At 64.2% G+C, this 19275-nt stretch carries 21 protein-coding genes; 12 read left to right on the plus strand and 9 right to left on the minus strand.

Annotation, left to right across the window (positions count from 1 at the left end; genetic code table 11):
* Positions 1-77: 77 nt before the first annotated feature.
* The 3 genes from BFE01S_RS24905 (at position 78) to BFE01S_RS24915 (ending at position 4508) form a co-directional block, all read left to right on the plus strand.
* The gene (locus BFE01S_RS24905) at positions 78-719 is read left to right on the plus strand and encodes an HD domain-containing protein (RefSeq protein ID WP_028227845.1); all 642 of its coding nucleotides are present in this window, start codon (positions 78-80) and stop codon (positions 717-719) included.
* A 216-nt stretch (positions 720-935) separates the two neighbouring features.
* Positions 936-2735: a diguanylate cyclase gene (locus tag BFE01S_RS40045; RefSeq protein WP_042338479.1), complete on the plus strand. Its 1800-nt coding sequence runs from the start codon at positions 936-938 to the stop codon at positions 2733-2735.
* Positions 2736-2915: 180 nt separating this feature from the next.
* On the plus strand, positions 2916-4508 hold the full coding sequence (locus tag BFE01S_RS24915) for an EAL domain-containing protein (protein ID WP_028227846.1): 1593 nt from the start codon (positions 2916-2918) through the stop codon (positions 4506-4508).
* Positions 4509-4579: 71 nt separating this feature from the next.
* On the opposite strand, the gene BFE01S_RS24920 is transcribed toward BFE01S_RS24915, so the two are convergent.
* The 3 genes from BFE01S_RS24920 to BFE01S_RS24930 form a co-directional block, all read right to left on the minus strand.
* Positions 4580-4996 carry a universal stress protein gene (locus BFE01S_RS24920; RefSeq protein WP_028227847.1) on the minus strand — a complete coding sequence of 139 codons (417 nt, stop codon included), beginning with the start codon at positions 4994-4996 and terminating at the stop codon, positions 4580-4582.
* 163 nt (positions 4997-5159) lie between these two features.
* Entirely contained in the window at positions 5160-5552 is a 393-nt protein-coding gene (locus tag BFE01S_RS24925) for a hypothetical protein (protein ID WP_042338442.1), read from the minus strand.
* Positions 5549-6187 carry a GNAT family N-acetyltransferase gene (locus BFE01S_RS24930; RefSeq protein ID WP_028227849.1) on the minus strand — a complete coding sequence of 213 codons (639 nt, stop codon included), beginning with the start codon at positions 6185-6187 and terminating at the stop codon, positions 5549-5551. The genes BFE01S_RS24925 and BFE01S_RS24930 overlap by 4 nt, the downstream gene beginning before the upstream one ends.
* On the opposite strand from BFE01S_RS24930, the gene BFE01S_RS24935 reads away from it, so the two are divergent.
* Positions 6186-7001, plus strand: a complete 816-nt coding sequence (locus BFE01S_RS24935; protein WP_169742662.1) for an MFS transporter — start codon at positions 6186-6188, stop codon at positions 6999-7001. The genes BFE01S_RS24930 and BFE01S_RS24935 overlap by 2 nt on opposite strands.
* 54 nt (positions 7002-7055) lie before the next feature.
* On the opposite strand, the gene BFE01S_RS24940 is transcribed toward BFE01S_RS24935, so the two are convergent.
* Positions 7056-7310 carry a hypothetical protein gene (locus BFE01S_RS24940; protein ID WP_028227851.1) on the minus strand — a complete coding sequence of 85 codons (255 nt, stop codon included), beginning with the start codon at positions 7308-7310 and terminating at the stop codon, positions 7056-7058.
* A gap of 272 nt (positions 7311-7582) precedes the next feature.
* Between BFE01S_RS24940 and BFE01S_RS24945 the strand changes: the two genes are divergently transcribed.
* Together BFE01S_RS24945 and BFE01S_RS24950 are read left to right on the plus strand one after the other, a co-directional pair.
* Complete coding sequence (locus BFE01S_RS24945) at positions 7583-8266, plus strand: membrane protein (RefSeq protein ID WP_028227852.1); 684 nt, start codon at positions 7583-7585, stop codon at positions 8264-8266.
* Positions 8267-8402: 136 nt separating this feature from the next.
* Positions 8403-8867 (plus strand): hypothetical protein, encoded by a 465-nt coding sequence (locus tag BFE01S_RS24950; protein WP_028227853.1) that lies wholly within the window; start codon positions 8403-8405, stop codon positions 8865-8867.
* 11 nt (positions 8868-8878) lie between these two features.
* Here the strand turns inward: BFE01S_RS24950 and BFE01S_RS24955 are convergent, their stop codons facing one another.
* Positions 8879-9634, minus strand: a complete 756-nt coding sequence (locus BFE01S_RS24955; protein WP_028227854.1) for a DeoR/GlpR family DNA-binding transcription regulator — start codon at positions 9632-9634, stop codon at positions 8879-8881.
* A gap of 79 nt (positions 9635-9713) precedes the next feature.
* Between BFE01S_RS24955 and BFE01S_RS40050 the strand changes: the two genes are divergently transcribed.
* The 3 genes from BFE01S_RS40050 to BFE01S_RS24970 all read left to right on the plus strand — a co-directional run bounded on the left by BFE01S_RS40050 (position 9714) and on the right by BFE01S_RS24970 (position 11941).
* Positions 9714-10325 carry an NUDIX domain-containing protein gene (locus BFE01S_RS40050; protein ID WP_042338481.1) on the plus strand — a complete coding sequence of 204 codons (612 nt, stop codon included), beginning with the start codon at positions 9714-9716 and terminating at the stop codon, positions 10323-10325.
* A 193-nt stretch (positions 10326-10518) separates the two neighbouring features.
* Positions 10519-10866 carry a DUF2322 family protein gene (locus BFE01S_RS24965; RefSeq protein WP_028227855.1) on the plus strand — a complete coding sequence of 116 codons (348 nt, stop codon included), beginning with the start codon at positions 10519-10521 and terminating at the stop codon, positions 10864-10866.
* Positions 10867-11035: 169 nt separating this feature from the next.
* Positions 11036-11941 carry a LysR family transcriptional regulator gene (locus BFE01S_RS24970; protein ID WP_028227856.1) on the plus strand — a complete coding sequence of 302 codons (906 nt, stop codon included), beginning with the start codon at positions 11036-11038 and terminating at the stop codon, positions 11939-11941.
* 64 nt (positions 11942-12005) lie between these two features.
* Here BFE01S_RS24970 and BFE01S_RS24975 read toward each other — a convergent pair whose 3' ends face one another.
* Positions 12006-13022 (minus strand): 1-aminocyclopropane-1-carboxylate deaminase, encoded by a 1017-nt coding sequence (locus tag BFE01S_RS24975; RefSeq protein ID WP_028227857.1) that lies wholly within the window; start codon positions 13020-13022, stop codon positions 12006-12008.
* A 159-nt stretch (positions 13023-13181) separates the two neighbouring features.
* Between BFE01S_RS24975 and BFE01S_RS24980 the strand changes: the two genes are divergently transcribed.
* A complete protein-coding gene (locus BFE01S_RS24980; RefSeq protein WP_028227858.1) occupies positions 13182-13682 on the plus strand; it encodes an Lrp/AsnC family transcriptional regulator in 501 nt (166 codons plus the stop codon).
* Between the two features lie 204 nt (positions 13683-13886).
* Positions 13887-14588 carry a GntR family transcriptional regulator gene (locus BFE01S_RS40055; protein ID WP_028227859.1) on the plus strand — a complete coding sequence of 234 codons (702 nt, stop codon included), beginning with the start codon at positions 13887-13889 and terminating at the stop codon, positions 14586-14588.
* Positions 14589-14715: 127 nt separating this feature from the next.
* Here the strand turns inward: BFE01S_RS40055 and BFE01S_RS40060 are convergent, their stop codons facing one another.
* Positions 14716-15747, minus strand: coding sequence for an alpha/beta hydrolase (locus tag BFE01S_RS40060; protein ID WP_042338447.1), 1032 nt, complete (start codon positions 15745-15747; stop codon positions 14716-14718).
* A 21-nt stretch (positions 15748-15768) separates the two neighbouring features.
* Positions 15769-16665 carry an MBL fold metallo-hydrolase gene (locus tag BFE01S_RS24995; RefSeq protein ID WP_028227860.1) on the minus strand — a complete coding sequence of 299 codons (897 nt, stop codon included), beginning with the start codon at positions 16663-16665 and terminating at the stop codon, positions 15769-15771.
* A gap of 74 nt (positions 16666-16739) precedes the next feature.
* Between BFE01S_RS24995 and BFE01S_RS40065 the strand changes: the two genes are divergently transcribed.
* Positions 16740-17711: a LysR substrate-binding domain-containing protein gene (locus BFE01S_RS40065; protein WP_042338449.1), complete on the plus strand. Its 972-nt coding sequence runs from the start codon at positions 16740-16742 to the stop codon at positions 17709-17711.
* A gap of 20 nt (positions 17712-17731) precedes the next feature.
* Here the strand turns inward: BFE01S_RS40065 and BFE01S_RS25005 are convergent, their stop codons facing one another.
* On the minus strand, positions 17732-19252 hold the full coding sequence (locus BFE01S_RS25005) for a M81 family metallopeptidase (protein ID WP_028227861.1): 1521 nt from the start codon (positions 19250-19252) through the stop codon (positions 17732-17734).
* Positions 19253-19275: the final 23 nt, after the last annotated feature.

A 19275-nucleotide genomic window follows, 5' to 3' on the forward strand; every position in this document is an offset into this window, starting at 1 on the left:
TTGGCGCCCTACGCCAATTGAGGACAATTCTCGCACAAACCACAATGAAGTCATCTTTTTTCCTCAGGGAGCCTGCCATGAACTTCAAGCTGAACGACGTCGCCATTCCCGACAGCCAGCTCGCACGCGAAATCACCGAATTCGTGCGCGATACCGAAACGCCCCTGCTGTTCCATCATTCGAGCCGCGTGTACTACTTCGGCGCGCTGGCGGGCAAGCATCGCAACCTGCAGTTCGACCGCGAACTGCTCTATGCGGGCGCCATGTTTCACGACATGGGCCTGATGCACGACCACAGCAGCAAGAACGAGCGCTTCGAGGTGGACGGCGCCAATGCCGCACGCGACTTTCTGCAAAGCCGCGGCATCTCGCAGCAGGACATCGATCTCGTATGGACGTCCATCGCCCTGCACACCACGCCTGGCATTCCTGAGCATATGCACCCGGTGATCGCGCTCGTGACGGCGGGCGTCGAAATGGATGTGCTCGGCCTCACCTATCGCCAGTACAGCGACGCCGAACGCGAAGCGGTGGTGCATGCGCATCCGCGCACCGAGCACTTCAAGGAAGACATCATCCAGGCGTTCTACAACGGCATCCGTCACAAGCCGGCCACCACCTTCGGTAACGTGAAGGCCGACGTTCTCGCCGACAAGGATCCGCACTTCCACTCAGGCAACTTCTGCAGCGTGATCCGGCATTCGGCCTGGCGCGGTTGATGCCTTGAATCGCCTTGCATTGCCTTGACTCGCCTTTCATCGCCTTGAATCGCACGCCTGAGCCCGGTTGCGTGCTGGCCGCCCGCGCGCCGTCTGCAATGCTATCCTTTGCGCATCATCGGGACCGGTCCTGCCTCGCACCTCGCGAGCCGCGGCGCCGGCCTTCGGGCGGGCGCCGCCGGACTTCGCGCACCGCAACGGCGGTTCGAGGAGACCATGGATCGAACGACGGGCCCTACGCGGCACAGCGCGCTCTCCACCATCGTCATGCGGTGGCCGCGCCTCATCGTGACGCTCTGCTTCGGCTGCGCCATGGCGCTCGTGCTGGTCGTGGGCATCCGCCAGCTCTACCTCATCACCCGCCACGACCTGGAAAGCCGCCAGCGCGATCTGGAAGTGCGGGCCGTGGGCGTGAATGCCGTGATCTCCTCCGAACGGCGCCGCCTCGAATTCCTGCGCGAGTATGCGCAGCACATGCTTGCCTCGGCCGATACGCCGGCACCGCCGCACAACGGCAAAGGCCGCCCCGCGGCGCCCAGGCCCGCCACGAGCGTCGATACGTCCCAGCCGGTCTGGCAGGAAGACGGCGCCATGGACGGTCCGCCCGTGTACGGCACGAATGCCGCCGGCCTTGCGGGACTGGCCGGCTTTCGCCGCGACGACGACACCCTGCCCGCCGACCTGGCGCTCGCCCGGCAGATCGGGCCGCTCCTCGCGATCAGCCAGGACGCGGATGCCGCGCAAAAGACGGTCGCGTTCATCTCCTCGAACGGGCTCTATGTGATCTCCCCGGAGCGCGCCGCGAGCAACGTCGAAGCGATGCTGCGCCGCTTCGCCCGGATGCCGTACTACCGTGACCAGCTGCCCGACCGCAATCCGGAGCACGGGCCCATCTGGACGCCGGTCTACACCGAGTTCCAGCAAGGCGAGTCCATCGCGACGTTGAGCGCCCCGGTCTACGCCGGCGGCCGCTTTCGCGGCGTGGTGGTGATGGACGTCACGCCCTCGCGGCTGCTCACACTGCAGCTCTCCTCGGGCCTCCAGGCCGAAGACGATAGCGGCGCCGACTTCGCACTCCTCAACAATAACGGTCACGTGGTCTATTTCCACGACGGCAACATGACAAAAACGCCGCCGGCGGCCTTTACCGAAGACCTGATGCAGGTCGCGCGCGCCTCGGCCGGCGGGTGGGTGGAGCGGGGCAAGGGCCTCGTCGAACGCAAGGGCCATTACCTGCTCTATCAGCGCATCGGCGACTCGCAATGGGAGCTGCTGAGCGCGACCGACGACGTGGAACTCACGCTTGCCGCCGCGCAAAATGTATTCAGCAGCCCGCTGATCGTCGCGTGGCTCGCGCTGCCGGTGCTGCTGTTCGGCACGCTGCGCGTCGTGACGCACATTTTCGGGCGCTATCTGGATGCGAGCGAACAGCTCGCAGCGCTCGCCCGCAGCGACCCGCTCACGGGTCTCGCGAACCGCCGCCACTTCGGCGAAGCCTTCGCCCAGACGCTCGATCGTGCCGCCCGCGCGCCCGGCAACCCGGCATCCGTCGCACTACTGATGATCGACATCGACTTCTTCAAGCGCGTGAACGACCGCTGGGGGCATGCCGCCGGGGACCGGGTGCTCGAAATACTGGCCGGGCTCATGCGTGCGAACCTGCGCAGCGTCGATACCCCTGCGCGCCTGGGCGGCGAAGAATTCGCGGCGCTGCTGCCCGACACGGACCGCGCGACCGCAACGGCCGTCGCCGAGCGCCTGCGCACGGCCGTCGAAGCGCATGTGGCCCAAAACGGCGGCGAGCCCAACGCGGCACGGCCCGAGACGATCCCGTTCTCGATCTCGATCGGCGTGGCGGCAAGCCCCGAGGATTGCCCGGCCGACTACGAAGCCCTGCTTGCCGTGGCCGACCGGCGGTTGTACGCCGCCAAGGAAAACGGCCGCAACCGCGTGGTGTCCGCAGATGGAGCGCCGAGCGCACAGTTGCACACCGGGGCGCCCTCCCGCGAGGTCTGAGGGCGGACAGACGGGGTGGGGAGCGCCGGCCCGGCGTCCACGCTGCACGCGCCCCATCCCGCCTGGTGCGAAAGCCGCTAACATCGGATGCAAAACCGGAATCTGCGCACAGTATTTCGATCCACCGACAGCACCCCAGCCCGTCCCGTTCGTCGAAGCCAGGAGAACCGCCCGCCCGACATGGTCCGCAGACTGACAGCGTTGGCAACGTTCTTGCTCGTCGCGTTCGCCATTCTGGCGACGCTGGCGATCGCCACCTATGCGTTCGACGCCGTGACCGAACGCCATCAGCGCGGCCAGGTGGACGAATACTCGCGGCGCGCGCTGCAGCGCGCCGAACTCGTGACCGACGACGCAGAAGCCGCCCTGCGCGCGCTCTCGCAGTACGACGGACCGCCCTGCACGCCCGAACACCTGCGCCTGCTGCGCCAGGCGGAAGCCGGACACCGCTACGTGCGCGGGGCCGCCTGGAACGACGGCGAGAGCCACGGCTGCTCCACGCTGCCCGAGGCCGGCACGGGCGCGCTACCGCCGCCCGAACTGGCACTGCCGGGCGGCTATACGGCCTGGCGCAGCCGGGCCGGCAAGCCCGGCAGCGAGCAGCAGATGCTCAACATCCGCTACGGCAACCACATCGTCGTGGTCGATCCGCGCTTCTATCTCGACATCGTCCCGCTCGACGACACAATCGAAATCGGCCTGCTGGAAACGCACAACACGCTCGTCATTGCGCGGTGGGCCAATGCCGAGCCGGAAGTCATCCGCACGGCGGTGCGCGACAACCTGACCTCGACCTATGCGGACGGCCGCTACTACGTCGTGGAGCGCTCGAGCCGCTACCCCATCGCCATCGTCGCCTACGAGCCCGAGGACCGCATCCGGCCCAGCTGGCTGCGGCAGATGAAAACGCTGATCCTGCCGGCGCTGATCGCGAGCACGCTCATCGCGTGGCTCGCCGTCGCCTGGCGGCGGCGCCAGCGCACGCCGCGCAGCGCCCTGCTGGAAGGCATCCGGCGGCGCCAGTTCGTCGCCTGGTTCCAGCCTGTCGTGGAGCTGGAAAGCGGCCGCTGCGTCGGCGCCGAGGCGCTGGTGCGCTGGCAGCTCGGCGACGGCAGCATCATCGCGCCGGACTCCTTCATCCCCATGGCCGAGCAGATCGGCCTGATCCAGCCGATCACCGACCTCGTGATCCGGTCGGTGTTCGAGGGCGTGGGCGAACTGCTTGCCGCGCGCCGCGACTTTCACATCTCGATCAACCTCACGCCCGACGATCTCGAGACCTCGCGCATGATGGAAACCTTGCAGGCGTGCCTCGACAAGTACCATGTGCATGGCAGCCAGATCTGGTTCGAAGCGATCGAGCGCGCCTTCATCGACGCGCGCCGTTTCGCGCGCGTGCTCGACCGCTATCGCGCGCAAGGCCATCGCGTCCTGATCGACGACTTCGGCACCGGCTATTCGAACCTCGCGTATCTGCAGGAATTGCCGGTGGACGGCATCAAGATCGACAAGGCGTTCATCCACGCGCTCACCACGGGCGCGGAAGTCAACGTGATCGTGCCGCACATCATCGCGATGGCGCAAAGCCTGGGACTCGCGATGGTTGCGGAAGGCGTGGAAACCGACGCGCAGGCCGAATGGCTGCGCAACCACGGCGTGCAGTTCGGCCAGGGCTGGCGCTACGCGAAAGCGATGCCGGCGGCGGAGTTCGTGCGCTATGCCAGCGCGGCGCCCATGCCGCAACGCACGCCAGGCGCGATGAATCGGATGTGAGCGGACGCGATGCCGATTTCAGGACCGTGCATGGCGCATCATCCTGAACGCATCGCCTCGCAGTGCCTGCCTCACTGCAACAGCGTGACGGGCGTATGCGTCAGGCGGCGCAGCCGGGCCAGCACGCCCCACTTGCGAAAGAAGCCGAGGCGGCTTGCGTCGATCACGACGATGTCGGCGTGGCTGCGCTCCGCGCAGGCGGCGATGATGCGCTCGGGCTGGCCGAACACGCGCTTCCAGGTGTAGGGCACCCCTGCGTCGTCGAGTATCGCGCGCGTGCGCAGCAGCGCATCGCGCATGGCCTGCTTTTCGGAGATCCGCAGTTCGGCCAGCGTGCGGAAGGCGGTGCTCCGATCGTGTCCCACCTCGTCGAGCACCTCCACGATCTCGACTTCGGAAACGCAGCGTTCCGCGAAGAGAAACGCGCCGTGTCGCGCGGCTTCCAATGCCCCGTTGCGGTCGAGTATGGGAATCAACAGTTTTAACACCTGGAACCTCGCTGGGCCGTGGCCCGCTGCTTTGTGATGGACTCGCGTCCGGCTTACCTGATGTCACGATACTGGGCGGCCGCGCAAAATGCTGCAAAGAACCTGGAGAGGGTCGCAAAAATTCCGTAAACGCGCGCGACACCGCAAGCGCCAGGTGCGAGCCTCACGCCTTGAGCCCGGGATTCAGTTCGGCATGCAGGACAACGAGCCAGCGCCGCGGGCATTCCCGCGCGATCTCGATGCCCGGCAGCGGGCCTTGCGCGCCCTTGCGGATATGGCCGTGCTCGCGGGCATGCCGCCACGCATTGCGCGCATCGGCCTGCAGCCAGAAGCTCACGAGCGCGCAGGTCACGCAACTGAACACGAGCGAGGGCATGGCCGATACATCGGGATCGAGAGCCTGCGCCGCCGCGCCGAATAGCGTGGACAGCACCTGGCTGAACACGATCGTGACCAGCACGATCTTGAGGAACGCCCGCCCGCGCATGGCGGCGCGGATGCGCGCTTCGTCGTCGTCCGGTCCCGGTGGAGCGGGCCTGCGTGTGTCGTCGTTCATGCGGGCAGGTGCGCACAAGCGCCGCGCGGCAGCGCAATGGGCTGCTTCCAGGCCGGGAACGGCTGCACGGCGGCGGCGGCCTTGCAGAGAATCGCGCTGTCGTAGCCGCGCCCCGCGAAGCGCACGACATCGACCAGGCTGAAGCCCTGTGCACGGTAGTACTCGATCAGATGCGCGGCGGGAAAAGGCGTATCGAGCGCGAGCTGCGTGAAGCCGCGCGCGGCGGCCCAGTGTCCCGCGAAGGCAAGCAGCGCGCGGCCAATACCGCGGTGCTGCCACGAAGGATCGATGCCGAACTGGTGCACCGAAGCGACGTGACGCTGCCGGTAGTGTTCGCAAGGGGATTCGCTGTCGCGCGCTTCGACCGTCATGGTGCCCACGATCCGGCCGTTGCACACGGCCACGAAGCAGTCGCCGGCCAGCGCGCGCTGCCGGGTTACGCTCGCCGCCTGATCGACGCACGAGCAGTGGAGCCCGAGCGCAGCAAGCTTCGCAAACGCGCGGTGCAGCAGTTTCGTGAGATGTTCCCAGGAATCGTGCTGCGGATCGAACCGACGCAGCACGAGGCGTCCAATGCCCGGCTGCATGCAGGTGATCTTTTCTCCATTCCCCAACGGTACGTGCTGTTTCGACATGGCCACTCCAGTCCATCCCATGTACGAAAGTCTAGGGTTGGCCCTAAGGGGCCACAAGCAAAAATGTCGTAAAAACCCGGGGCGTTTTGTGTTATTGGCGCGTTATGCCTGGGCGTTGCCATGTGCTTTCGCATACCAATGCGCGCCCGCCCGATCGATCCGTTGCACGACGCCTGGCGCCGGCGCGAAAGCCAGGCATCGACGAGCGAGACCAACACCCGGCCCCGGTTTGTTCTATGCGCTGCTGTTCGCAAGCGGGACTGCGCGTGCCGTCACCGAACCTGCCGGCCAGGCGTTGCTGCCCGGTCTTGTGGAAACGGCGGTGCTACCTCGTGCGATTGCCCGTTCGTCTGCGATCTGGCAAATCGCGGTGATTGCAGGACCGGCGCTGGGTGGCGCGGCCTGCGCGTTGGACGCATCCTTCGCCTACGCCGCATGCGGTATCGCGCTGCTCGCGGCAATCGCAGGCACCGTCGCATTACCGGCATGCGAAGCTGCACGAATCGAGCATCTCGCGGCCCTCGCGCTGCTCGGCGCAAGTGACATGGTCAGCGTAAACATCCGCACCACGCTCGTTCAGCTCGCGACGCCCGAGGCCGTGCGCGGACGCGTCGCCGCCGTCAACATGCTGTTTATCGGCGCGTCGAGCGAACTGGGTGCATTCGAGTCCGGCGTCGCCGCCGCGTTGTTCGGCACGGTGGCGGCCGTGGCGATAGGCGGTGCGGGCACGCTCGCCGTCGCGGCCCTGTGGATGGCGCTCTTTCCCGCGCTCAGAAAAGCCGACCGGCTGCCGTTCATGCAGCCTGGTAATTGAACAGGAGTACGAATGAAAAAAGGACGCCAGTAAACCAGGAAACGTCAACGCGCTTTAAACGAACCGCTCCCGCCCAACCACGGCCGTCAGCCGGCGATTCTTCCAGTAAAGATGATGAAGCCGCGACTGCAGGCTCGATAGCGCCGCGCCGTCGATCGAATTGAAAGTCAGCGAAACCGCGGGCTGCGAACCGTCGCCCTCCAGAAAGGCGATGTCGTCGAACGCAGGAAAACCGTATTTCATGATCAGATCGCGAATCTCGTCGCCGGTCGTGCCGGGTTCGATATTGCCGAGCAGCATATGCATCATTTCGCTTCTCCGTCGGCCTCAGCCATTGCGCGGTCGGTCTCACGGCGCCGACGCGAAGCCCATATTAAACACATTTCAGTCCTGCGATGCGCGGCAACGGCGCACCTTTCCGCCCTGCACCGCGCTGTGCTAAAAGAAGCGTGCCCCACGAGAAACGCGGCGCGTTCGCAGCACTACAATCGAAACCGGCCGCTGCGCATCGCGTGCACGTCGCATGCCCCCAGTCCGCCCGCGCGCCGCCTTCCCATAAAACACCCGATAAAGGACGCCTCATGCAGAACGCAACGGCCGCATCCGGACTCGACCACACCGAGCAGCGCGAGCCGGTGCTCGATACCGTGGATCGCGTTTCCGAACTCTGCTTCGGGCTGTTCATGGCGCTCACGTTCGTCGGCGCCGTTTCCGTGGTGAGTGCGGGCCCCGGCACGGGCCGCAAGCTGCTCTATTCGGCGCTCGGCTGCAATCTCGCCTGGGGGCTGGCCGACGCCGTGATGTTCCTCGTGCGCACGATCATCAATCGCGGCAAGCGTCTCTCGCTTGCGTTGCGCATCAAGCGCGAAACCAATGCCACCGCAGCCGTCGAGGCGCTGCACGACGCGCTGCCTTCTTCGCTGCGCGGACTCGTCGCCCTTCAGGAGCTCGAACTGATCCGCGCGCGCATCGCCGCCATGGAGACGCTGCCGCGCCACTCCCGGCTCGGCGCGGCGGACTTCGCCGGCGCGCTGGGGATCTTCGCGATCGTCGTGCTTTCGACCTTTCCCGTGGCGCTGCCCTTCGTTCTGTTCGACAACTTGTCGGTGGCACTCGTCGTTTCGCGCGTGCTCACGCTGCTCATGCTCTTCGCGGGCGGGTACGCGCTAGGGCGCTTTGCCGGCACGAGCGGCCGGCGCGAGGGCGTGGCCATGGTCGCGCTGGGCTGCGCGTTGACCGCCGCCATCGTGGCGCTGGGCGGGTAGGCGCCACCTCGCACCAAAGCTTTCATTTCCCCATCAATTTGTTACACCTCTTACGGGGCAACCCGCCTCGTGGTTACAAAAACCTTTCGGATGGAAGGCTATACTCGCCTCTATCTCAAAAACGAAAGGATTTTCCATGTCGAAGAAGCTCGTCCAACGGGTCGCGGCTGTCTCGTTCGCCGCGCTAACGGCCATCCCGGCCATGGCCAGCGACATGAACAACGCGCTGGGCGGCGCCCTCGGCGGCGTAGCGGGCGCCGCGCTGGGCGGTGCCGTAGGCGGCAGCACCGGCGCGGTGATCGGCGGTGCCGTAGGGGGCGGCGCGGGCGGCGCCGTCACCTCCAATCGCCGCGAGCGCACGGGCGCCATCGTCGGCGGCGCGCTCGGCGGCGGCGCAGGCGTGGCGGCCGGCAACGCGATGGGCGGGCGCACCGGCGGCCTGATCGGCGCGGCCGTGGGCGGCGGCGCGGGGTCCGCGCTGGGTGGCAACGTTTCGCGCTCGAACTCGTATGCCGACGACTATTCGCGCGGCTATCGCGGGGACCATCGTGGCGGGTATCGCGGCAACAAGGGCCACCACAAGCATCGTCACTACGACTAAAGCGGCCAGCCTCAGGCGCGCACGACGCTCACGCCGGCCGCTTCGACCGGCGCGGTCAGCGTCTCCGGCGTCGCGGTTTCGACAATGATCGTCTGCGCCATGGTCAGGTCGCCGATCCGGTATTGCGAGGCCGCATTGAGCTTGGCCGCCGAAGCGAGCACGACGGTTTCGGCCGCGCGATCCGCCAGTGCGCGTTTGATGTAGGCCTCTTCGTAGTCCCCCGTGCTCAACCCTGCCTGCGGATGCACGCCGGTCACGCCCATGAAGTAGAGGTCGGCGTGAATGTGCGAGATCGCTTCCACGGCGGCGGCACCGACCGACACGATCGAATGCTTGTAGAGCCGGCCGCCGATCAGCACGACCTCCAGCCTGGGATGCTCCGCGAGCGCCACCGCGACGCTCGGACTATGGGTGACGATGGTGGCTTCGAGATCGGGGGCGAGCTGCGCCACGAGCAGCGCCGAGGTGGTCCCCCCATCGACGATCGCCACCTGCCCCGGCGCAATCATCGCGGCCGCGCACCGTGCGATGCGTCGCTTGGCGCCCGTTTCCATGTCCTGGCGCTGCGCGAACGGCGCCACGGCGGGCGAAGCGGGCAACGCGCCGCCGTGCACGCGCTGAAGCCGGCCCTCCGCGGCGAGTTCCCGCAGATCGCGGCGCACCGTGTCCTCCGATACGCCGAACCGCTTGCTCAATGCGGTGGCCAGCACCTGCCCCTCGCACTCAAGCGCTTCCAGAATGGCTTTCTTGCGTTGGCTCGTCAGCATGGGTTTGCATGAAATTTCTTGATATTGCACGAAACTGCACGTTACCATGGAAAGACTCGATCTGTCGAAGGGAGCTTCCATGAGTGCAGCCAGCGAGCGCGTCCGCATCGTCGATACGACTGTCCTGTCGGATGACTGGTACGTGCTGAAAAAGGTAACGTTCGACTACCGTCGCGGCGATGGTTCGTGGCAACGGCAGAGCCGCGAGACCTATGATCGCGGCAACGGCGCGACGATCCTGCTGTGGAATCCCGTGACGGCCCATGTCGTGCTGACACGGCAGTTCCGCATGCCCACCTACGTCAATGGCGTGGCCGACGGCATGCTGATCGAGACTGCGGCCGGCTTGCTCGACAATGCCACGCCGGAGGCGCGCATTCGCGCGGAGGCGGAAGAGGAAACCGGCTACCGCGTGCGCGACGTGCGCAAGGTGTTCGAGGCGTATATGAGCCCCGGGTCGGTCACGGAGAAGCTGTACTTTTATCTGGGCGAATACGATTCTTCCATGCGCGTGAGCCGCGGCGGCGGCGTGGAGGCCGAAGGCGAGGAAATCGAAGTGGTCGAACTGCCCTTGAGCACGGCGCTCGAATGGATCGCGCAAGGCAGAATCGTCGACGGCAAAACCATCATGCTGCTGCAATACGCGGCCTTGCACCTGCACAACGCGCCGCGTGCGGAGCGAGTCACATGAACATCAAGCGGCGCTCGTGCTTCAAGGCGGCTTGCCATCGGACATCGTTTCGTACCACGATGCATTCGAGACTCAGGCACCTGAGCCTTAAAAGACGGTTCATCGAGGATGACCAGCGAACGCCGCGCGGGGCCCGGAATCGGGCGAGGTCCCGATGGTTTAAAATCGCGGCTTTTCTGACTTCGAAGCCACCATGCCTTCCACTCTGACGATCCAGCCGACCCAGGTATTCAAGGACAATCTCGCCCAGCTGCCGGCCATTGACGGCATCGAACGCATCGACCTGATCGACGGCCAGGGCGCCGTGGTCGCCAGCATCGAAAACAAGCCGGGCAAGCAGGGATCGCTCGCGGTCTATCACTACCTGAAGCAGGCATTCGGCACGCTGGACACCCGCGCCGCCGAGCACGGGCTGGCTGTGTTCGCCGAGCACACGGCCGATGCACGCAATCGCCCCGGCGCGCATCCGAACGTGGATCGCCTGCTGGCCATCGTGGCCGGCGCAGAGGCGCTGCGTATCGACGTGATTCCGGCGGCCTGACCACCGCCCTTGTGGTACGCCGCGTGGGGCAATCCCATGCGGCGATGCGCAAGCACACGCAGCGCCATCAGAGTTCCTGACTATCTCCCGCCGCCCTCCCGTTGGCCCGCATCTTCCCGGCAAATGTCTATAATTCGCCTAATTTGCTTTATGGATACCCCGGATAACCATGAGGCTCGACCTGAATCTCCTGCGTGTGCTGGTTGCCATCCACGATTCCGGCAGCGTCACGGCAGCCGCGAAACGCCTGAAGATGAGTCAGCCCGCGGTTAGCGCGGCGCTATCGCGGCTGCGCGATTCGCTCGACGACCCGCTGTTCATCCGCCAGTCCGACGGCATGTCACCCACGCCTCGCTCGGACGCGCTGACGCACAAGGCCAGAGAGGTGCTCGATGCCATCGACCACGGCATCCTGAGAGCGCCCGAGTTCGATCCCGCCACGAGCGACGACGAATTCGTGCTGGGGCTCACCGCGATCGGCGAAATCGTCTTCCTGCCGAGGCTCATGGAACGGCTGCGCAAGCACGCGCCCCGCGCCACGCTGAGAAGCATGAGCCTCGCCCCCGAGCATCTGGAGGAAGCGCTCGCCAGCGGCGAGGTGGATCTTGCGCTGGGCCACTTTCCGGATCTTCAGAAGTCCGGCGTCATCCCGCGGCGCCTCTTCTCGCACGACATGGTGTGCCTCGTCCGCACCGGCCACCGCATCAAGGGGCCGTGCATGAGCGTGGAGGAATTCGCCACCGCCGAACACGCGCTCGTGAAGGAGGGAAGCCGGACCCAGGAGATGTTCGAAGCCGTGCTGGTCGAGCACGGCATCCAGCGCAATATCGTGCTTCAAACGTCGCATTACCTCAGCATTCCGGTCGTCATCGCGGAGTCCGACCTGGTGGCGGTGTTGCCACGAACCGTGGGGAACATTCTCGCCGGGTGCGCGGCGGTTCGCGTGGTCGAACCGCCCACGGACATCCCGCCCTTCGACGTCAACATGTACTCGCACCGCCGCTTCACACACGATCCGAAAACAACGTGGCTGCGCGATCTCGTGATCGAAATCTTCGCGGACAGCCCGGATTGAGAGAAGACGCGTGACGGCGATGCGCGCCGGTGCGCCGGCATGAGCGCAACCGGCGCCCCCGAACTCAGCCGTCGCGGAAGATAAAGCTATACGCGCTCAACGCGGGCACGCCGCCCAGATGCGCGTACAGCACCTTCGAGCCCGGCTCGAACTCTCCACGGCGGACCTTGTCGATCATGCCGTGCATCGATTTTCCTTCGTACACCGGATCGGTCAGCATGCCTTCCATCCGCGCGCACAGGCGAATCGCCTCCAGCGTGCCCTCGTTGGGCAAGCCATATTCCGGACCGCCGTAGCGCGTATCGAGCACCACGTCCTTTTCGTCGATGCTGCGCCCCAGATCGACGAGCTCGGCCGTATGGCGTGCGATCCGCGCGATCTGCGCATGGGTCTTTTCGGGCGTGGCCGAAGCGTCGATACCGATCACGCGGTTCGCGCGCCCGTCCGCCGCAAAGCCGACCACCATGCCCGCCTGCGTGCTGCCCGTCACCGAACACACCACGACATAGTCGAACTTGAAGCCGAGCTGCGCCTCCTGCTGCCGCACCTCCTCCGCAAAGCCCACGAAACCGAGCCCGCCGAGCGGATGCTCCGAACAGCCTGCGGGAATCGGATACGGCTTGCCGCCCGCCTGGCGCACGCTTTCGAGCGCGTCTTCCCAGCTCGGACGAATGCCGATGTCGAAGCCGTCCGGCACGAGCCGCACGTCGGCGCCCATGATGCGCGAGAGCTCGATATTGCCCACCCGATCGTAGACCGCATCCGAGTAATTGACCCAGTTCTCCTGCACGAGCACGCATTTCATGCCGAGATGCGCGGCAACGGCGGCCACCTGGCGAGTCTGGTTCGACTGGATACCGCCGATCGACACGAGCGTATCGCAGCCTTGCGCGAGCGCTTCGGGCACGAGGTATTCGAGCTTGCGCGTCTTGTTGCCGCCGAACGCGAGGCCGCTGTTGCAGTCCTCTCGCTTGGCGTACAGCTCCACCTTGCCGCCCAGATGCTCGCTCAAACGCTTGAGCGGCTGGATGGGCGTGGGCCCGAATGTCAGCGGATAACGGGGGTAGCGTTGCAGGTTCATCGGGTCTCTCCTGAGGGGGCGAAGGGGGTCTTGCCGGCAGGAAAATGATAGGCAGGCAGCAGAGAAATGAGCTTGCGAAATAAATGCCATTGGCCTACGTTAATAACTGAGATTTTTGTTATAGAACACTTTTAGTTTGTCTTTGTGGAGTTATACGCAATGAAATTACGGAAGGATTCTCCCGGCGTAGCGGCCGCCGCGCCCACGCTGGATCGCATCGACCGTGCGATTCTCAGGCAGCTTCAGCAGGACGCTTCAATCTCGAACGTGAGCCTCGCGGCGAAGGTCAAGCTGAGCGCGCCCGCCTGCCTGCGTCGCGTGGAGCGGCTCAAGGAAATGGGGTTGATCCGCAGCGTGGTGGCGCTGCTCGATCCGAAGGCGCTCGGCGCGGGGATGCTGGTGGTGATCGGCTTCGTGCTGGACCGCTCGACGCCCGAAGCGTTCGCCGCGTTCGAGAAAGCGGCGCAGAAGGTCTCGGGCTGCATGGAGTGCCACGTGGTGACGGGCGAGTTCGACTACTTCATGCTCCTGCGTACGCGCGACAACGAGAGCTTCAACCGGTTGCACGCGGAGCAACTGTTGTATCTGCCGGGTGTGCGGCAGGTTCGCAGTTTTATGGTGCTCAAGGAGATTCTGTCCACGCATGCGCTGCCGCTGTGAGGCGGGAGGTCGGATGTCTTGCGGGCAGGTTCGCCGTGCGAAGCGCACGTTGAAGTTCATGCCTGGAGGAAGCATGTCTTCATGCCGAGGCGTTGACACCGGCTGATGGGCGTCAACGTTTCAGCACTGCCCCACCCTTGACGCTAACTTGCAGGCCGCTTGATATACTAGCTGCCGATTCAATGAATACAACCGGACGAATAAATGGGCGCCAGAAAGGCCGTTCCAGTTCAAGACGACAGCCTCGATGAGGATCAGCTCCTCACGGACATCGCGTTCTCCCGCATCGAGCAGATGATCGTCACGCGAGAGTTGCCACCTGGGCATATGGTGTCGGAAATCCAGTTGGCGGAAGAATTGCAGATGGGTCGCACGCCCGTGCGCGAAGCACTGCAACGGCTACGTCAGCTTGGGTTCGTCGAAATGCGTCCGCGCCGTGGCACGTCCATCTGCAACGTCGATGTACGCCAGCAACTGGAGCTGCTCGAGGTGCGCCGGCCATTGGAGGAGCTGATCGTCCGTTGTGCATGCGCCCGTGCGACATCTGACGAACGGCTACTGTTGAAGCGTCTTGCGAAGCGAATTGTCGACGCGGCGAAGCGCAAGAACATTGCCGAATATTTCGAGGTCAATCGTGCGATTCATAAAGCGGAGGTCACTGCCGCGCACAATTCAATGCTGACGCATACGATGCTGGCGATCCACGCGCAGTCGCGGCGCTTCTGGTATCAAACCATCGAGGAGGCCGATGCTTTCCTCGACGCCGCGAAACTGCATGCGGCGGTTCTCGACGGCATCGCGGCCGGCACGCCCGCCGAGGCGGTAGCAGCCTGCGGCGAGCTGATGTCTCTGCTCGACCGGCTCACGCGCGCGGCGCTCGACTCGTTTTCGCTCCACGCTCACTGAGCCGCCGCCACCTTTCCGGCGCGAGCTTTTTTGAGGCCGCGATCGTTCCTGAGCCTTTCTATCCTGCCCGAACCGTGACGTCGCGGCGAGCAGGGTCGTCTCAGGTGGAATCGAGACCAGGAGCAGCCTACGCGTCCGTCTTTTCCAGGCTTCTGACGTCCGCAGTCTCGGGTGTAAAAGCCCGATCGTAGAAGTTCCTGACCGCCTCGAAGGCAAGCAAGCGATTCTTCTCGAGCAGCACCAGGTGGGTGGCTTCACCGATCTCCGCCCACTGTCGGTAGGGAGCGTTTCTTAGTTCCAGGAAGAGCGCCTGCGCAAGATCGATCGGTACATCAATGTCCCATTCGCCATGGACAAGCAGCACCGGAACTCGAATCCCGGATGGCTCGTAGTATTTCCGTCCCACGCGCCAATAGTCGCGGATATCCTGGATGGGGCCGTTGCTGGCACGCAGCCGGTCCGGTGCTTGTCCATTGCTCCAGGGATCTTCGGCCAAGGTGAAATCCGCCCATTGCTCGAACCAGCCTTCCGGTACCAGCGTCGCTCGCCCATGTTCAGGCGCGGTGCCGAGCCAGCGAGCCTTGCTTTCACGCACCGGAACGAGCCGGTAGGCAGCGAGCGGACCGCCGGTGTCGATCGGAATCGGCTTGTCGCTGAGCCACTGCGGCGCAAGCAGCACCAGTTTGTGGACCTTGTCGTTATTGCGACTCGTATAGGCACCGGCCACCGTACCACCCCAGGACATGCCGAACACGCTGACTTTCTCCAGCCCCCGTCGTTGAAGGACATGGTCAACCACCGTGCCGAGATCGGCCACGCCCGTGTCGGTCGTGACGACAGGCGGACTTTGGTCGGCTGGCTGCCCCATTTCCACAGGCCGTGCCGAATGCCCGTAGCCCCGCACATCAAGTGCGTAGACGTCGTATCCCGCGGCAGCGAGGTAATCGACGAACGAGACGCCATTGAACGGCACGTCGTAAAGGCTTCCTGATGAAAAGGTCGCACCGTGCACCATCACGATGGTGCGTTCGGGCGTGAAGGTGGTAAGCGACACTGGCCGCTTGTTGCGAACGTAGAGGTCGATGCCGGGTGTGCCGGTCTCTACGCGCAGCTCTTCGAAGACAAGCTTCGTTCCGTTGGCGATGTAGGTTTGGCTCATGATGAATGGCTTCCGTAATGGTTACTCGTAGCGCCACGCGAAACGATCGCCCTGGCGGGTCACGTAGCCCGCGGAGGTTTCAGCGAAGTGCGGAGTGAAAAACAGCAGCTTGTGCTCGGCGGCATGCTCGAGCGCCCAGCGGCGCGACGCGCGTGCCTCGTCCTGCCATTCACAGAACACCGAGTTCCAGTCCGGACGCACGACCTGAAACGGATGGTGCATGACATCGCCGCTGAACAGCGCCTGCTGGCCTTCCGAGCGTAGTTCGATCGACATGTGGCCGATGCTATGGCCCTTGGTCGGTCGAAAAGTGAAGTTGTCCAGATATTCGCCGCCATCGTTGCCAATGCGCTCAGCTTGCCCGGACGCCACGATCGGCGCGACACTGTCTTCGAAAACACCGAGGCTCGGTACGTTGACGTCGTTGTGGCTCTCAGGGCTACCGTAATAGTCCTCCTCCAACTTCGGGAATACATGGCGAGCCTTAGGGAACGTCGGCACCCACTTTCCATCGACGAGTCGGGTGTTCCATCCGACGTGATCGACGTGCAAGTGTGTGTGCAGCACGTAGTCAACCTCCTCCGGTCGCACACCAGCCGCGGCGAGCCGTTGCAGATAGGGCGTATTCAGGTGGTGGAAGATCGGATTCTTCGGCCGCTCCTTGTCGTTGCCAGAGCCCGTATCGATCAGGATCGTGTGGTGCCGCGTGCGGACCAACCACGTGTGGATGCTCTGGATCAGATTTCCGGTCGTCGCGTCCATGTTGCTGGGCGTAAGCCAGTGCAAATTGGACTCGAGTTCCTCTGGTTCCCACGCCGGGTAGAGAAAGGATGGCGGCGCTACGTTCAAGCGCATTTCCTCGATCTTGGTGACGGTGATTTCGCCGATTTGGTACGTCTTGTTCGTGTGAAGGATCATGATGAATCTCACTTGGCTGAAGAGATGCACGTAGTCTATGATTCAAATGTCGAACGAACAAATCGATTCAAATCATGGGCTCCATCGATCATTTCAATTTATGGTCATTCGATCTGAATCTGCTGGTGGCCTTCGATGCACTCATGCGCGAGCGCAGTGTCACCAAGGCAGCTACCCGGCTGAAGATCCAGCAATCCGCAATGAGCCATAACCTCGGCACGCTGCGCGTGCTGCTGGATGACGAATTGTTCATCCGTGTCGGGCAGGTGATGAAGCCGACTCCGCGCGCGGTCGCCTTTGCGGCCCCAATCAGCCAGATGCTGGAGCAGGCCCAGCGAGCGATCACCACGCGCGAGACGTTCCGTCCCGAGGCCGAGCAACGGACTTTCGCGATCGGGTTCTCCAGCGAGATGGAAGTCCTGTTGATGCCAGAGTTGACGGCTCGCGTCCGGCAGTCTGCGCCGGGAATCAGGTTGCTGGCGCGGCCGGCACAACCGGATCAAGTACACCGCATGCTCGACGACGGCGCGATTGATCTAGGCATCGGCTGTTTTGGGGATGGCGGGGAGCGGCATAGAAGAAGACTGCTGTTCGAACAATCCTTGATGTGCTGCTTCAATCCGCGGCTGCTCAATCTGCGGGTGCCGATCCGCCGCAACGTCTACCTCGCCCAGCGTCACGCGCTGGTCTCGCAGAACGCCAGTATCCGGGGATGCCTCGACGCCGCCCTGCGTGCAGCGGGCGTGGAGTTGGAGGTCGCCATGGCGGCCCCCGAATTCCTGACCGTGCTAGGCACGGTCAGGCATGCCCCGGTCCTGGGGACGCTGCCGTCGCGAGTCATCCGTCGGTATGCGCCATTGATGGGGCTCGCCTCGAGCCCCGTCCCACTCGACCTGACCGTTACGCCCATTTCCATGGTGTGGACGGCCCATTCAGACAAGGACCCGCCTTCCGAGTGGCTGCGTCAACAGGTCGAACCTATCCTGAGGGAGATCGAAGACGCAAACCCTGGCCCGACCTTGCCCCCTGTTGAGCAGGTTCTTTGACTTCCGGCATGTCAGCGTGCTCAACGTTTCGTAGCAGTCGTCCCTGCCCGTTGTTCAGCGAATATCGGGCCCAGCGGGGCGATGCGAAGCCCATCACGCAGACGCTTCCACGGAAGATCCCGGGGGTCCGCCTGCATTCCGCCGGGCGCCTTTGCGATGAGCGTGGTTAAAGCAATGGAGTCGAAATCAGCGCGGAAATGCACCGAACTCTTGTTGACGAGAATGCGCATTTTCTCGGGCTCGACGCCGGCCACCCGATAAAGATTGCGATCCATCATTTGAGGAGGACGCTCGCTACTGACGATCACCACGACGCCGCCGATTTTCAGCAGCGCGGTCGGCCCCAATTCGACGGCCATGCCGTTGAGCATCGGACCATCGAACACGCAGTGACCATCGGAAAGCTGGGCGACCTCGAAAGTGCCACGAAAACGTTCACCTTCGGGTAGTCCGGACTCCCCGCCCAGTTCGATCTCGACCGGGTAACCGACGCCGGCCTGTCGGGCTGCAATCACCGCATCTGGATCGTGAACCACACCGAATGCGGCGTTGCGTGCTCCCTCGGAGATGAGCGCCCGCAGCATACCGGTCGTGTTGGACTCGCCCCCTGCCCCAGGGTTGTCCTGCGTATCGGCGATCACGACGGGCCTGCTCTGGCCTTCGGAGAGGCGCATCGCCTGCGCCACAGCATCTTCGGGCGCCAGAAAATCCACGGCCCACCTCGCTTCCGATTTCACTATCTCGTCGAAGAAAGCGTCGACAGCGCCTGCAGCCAGATCTTTTTGCGTTGCATAGGCCCATACGACTGGCCCGCATTCCGGAAAATCCGCGGCGGGGAAGCCTGGCGTGTACGACATGGACGCGAGGCCCGCGTTCTCGAGTTGCGTGAGGCGCTCGTAGGCCCCCTTCGCTGGTTCGACCAGCGTGCACATCGCGTTGAGTGGAATAAGAAACGGGATGCGGCGCCACTCACAATGCCAACGTTCCCCACCGAGGCAGGCTCTCAAAAGACGAGCCGCCCGTGCACCCGTAGCGGCCATGTCGATATGAGGATAAGTCCGATAGGCGACCAGAGCGTGAGCGCATTCAAGCATGCGTTGCGTGACGTTTGCATGCAGGTCGAGCGATGCAACGAGCGGCACGTTCGGCCCGATTACGCTGCGAATGCGGGCTAACAGCTCCCCTTCGCCGTCATCGGCCTGCTCGGCTACCATCGCACCATGCAGATCGAGGTAGACCGCATCCGGCTTGTGCAGCCCGGCCGCGTCCACGATTTCGCCGGCGATGCGCTCAAACGTATCATGCGTGACGTGCGCCGACGGCCCCGCTCCCGCCCATATTGCGGGTATCAGCGTGTGTCCGTCCGGCTCGATCTCGTTGATGAAGCCCCCGACCGGAATGTTGACCTGCCGGAGATCGAGTACCTGCTCGCCGCGCTTCATCGAAGGAAAGGTCTCGCCGTTTATAAAGTTGCGATAGTGCGCCCTGCGTGCGACGAAGGTATTGGTTTCGTGCTGAAAACCTGCAATGAGAATCTTCATGGAAGATGAGCGTTCCTGTTAGA

The organism is Paraburkholderia ferrariae NBRC 106233, assembly GCF_000685035.1.
GTDB classification, from domain to species: Bacteria; Pseudomonadota; Gammaproteobacteria; order Burkholderiales; family Burkholderiaceae; genus Paraburkholderia; species Paraburkholderia ferrariae.

Bases quoted from the DNA above. Each gene is read 5' to 3' on its own strand.
- BFE01S_RS24970 (WP_028227856.1), top strand. From the start codon at position 11,036: ATGAGGCTCGACCTGAATCTCCTGCGTGTGCTGGTTGCCATCCACGAT.
- BFE01S_RS24930 (WP_028227849.1), bottom strand. From the start codon at position 6,187: ATGTCGAAACAGCACGTACCGTTGGGGAATGGAGAAAAGATCACCTGC.
- BFE01S_RS24915 (WP_028227846.1), top strand. From the start codon at position 2,916: ATGGTCCGCAGACTGACAGCGTTGGCAACGTTCTTGCTCGTCGCGTTC.
- BFE01S_RS40065 (WP_042338449.1), top strand. From the start codon at position 16,740: ATGGGCTCCATCGATCATTTCAATTTATGGTCATTCGATCTGAATCTG.
- BFE01S_RS24950 (WP_028227853.1), top strand. From the start codon at position 8,403: ATGTCGAAGAAGCTCGTCCAACGGGTCGCGGCTGTCTCGTTCGCCGCG.
- BFE01S_RS24905 (WP_028227845.1), top strand. From the start codon at position 78: ATGAACTTCAAGCTGAACGACGTCGCCATTCCCGACAGCCAGCTCGCA.
- BFE01S_RS24965 (WP_028227855.1), top strand. From the start codon at position 10,519: ATGCCTTCCACTCTGACGATCCAGCCGACCCAGGTATTCAAGGACAAT.
- BFE01S_RS40055 (WP_028227859.1), top strand. From the start codon at position 13,887: ATGGGCGCCAGAAAGGCCGTTCCAGTTCAAGACGACAGCCTCGATGAG.
- BFE01S_RS24955 (WP_028227854.1), bottom strand. From the start codon at position 9,634: ATGCTGACGAGCCAACGCAAGAAAGCCATTCTGGAAGCGCTTGAGTGC.
- BFE01S_RS24945 (WP_028227852.1), top strand. From the start codon at position 7,583: ATGCAGAACGCAACGGCCGCATCCGGACTCGACCACACCGAGCAGCGC.
- BFE01S_RS24975 (WP_028227857.1), bottom strand. From the start codon at position 13,022: ATGAACCTGCAACGCTACCCCCGTTATCCGCTGACATTCGGGCCCACG.
- BFE01S_RS24925 (WP_042338442.1), bottom strand. From the start codon at position 5,552: ATGAACGACGACACACGCAGGCCCGCTCCACCGGGACCGGACGACGAC.
- BFE01S_RS25005 (WP_028227861.1), bottom strand. From the start codon at position 19,252: ATGAAGATTCTCATTGCAGGTTTTCAGCACGAAACCAATACCTTCGTC.
- BFE01S_RS40050 (WP_042338481.1), top strand. From the start codon at position 9,714: ATGAGTGCAGCCAGCGAGCGCGTCCGCATCGTCGATACGACTGTCCTG.
- BFE01S_RS24980 (WP_028227858.1), top strand. From the start codon at position 13,182: ATGAAATTACGGAAGGATTCTCCCGGCGTAGCGGCCGCCGCGCCCACG.
- BFE01S_RS40060 (WP_042338447.1), bottom strand. From the start codon at position 15,747: ATGAGCCAAACCTACATCGCCAACGGAACGAAGCTTGTCTTCGAAGAG.
- BFE01S_RS24995 (WP_028227860.1), bottom strand. From the start codon at position 16,665: ATGATCCTTCACACGAACAAGACGTACCAAATCGGCGAAATCACCGTC.
- BFE01S_RS40045 (WP_042338479.1), top strand. From the start codon at position 936: ATGGATCGAACGACGGGCCCTACGCGGCACAGCGCGCTCTCCACCATC.
- BFE01S_RS24935 (WP_169742662.1), top strand. From the start codon at position 6,186: ATGGCCACTCCAGTCCATCCCATGTACGAAAGTCTAGGGTTGGCCCTA.
- BFE01S_RS24940 (WP_028227851.1), bottom strand. From the start codon at position 7,310: ATGATGCATATGCTGCTCGGCAATATCGAACCCGGCACGACCGGCGAC.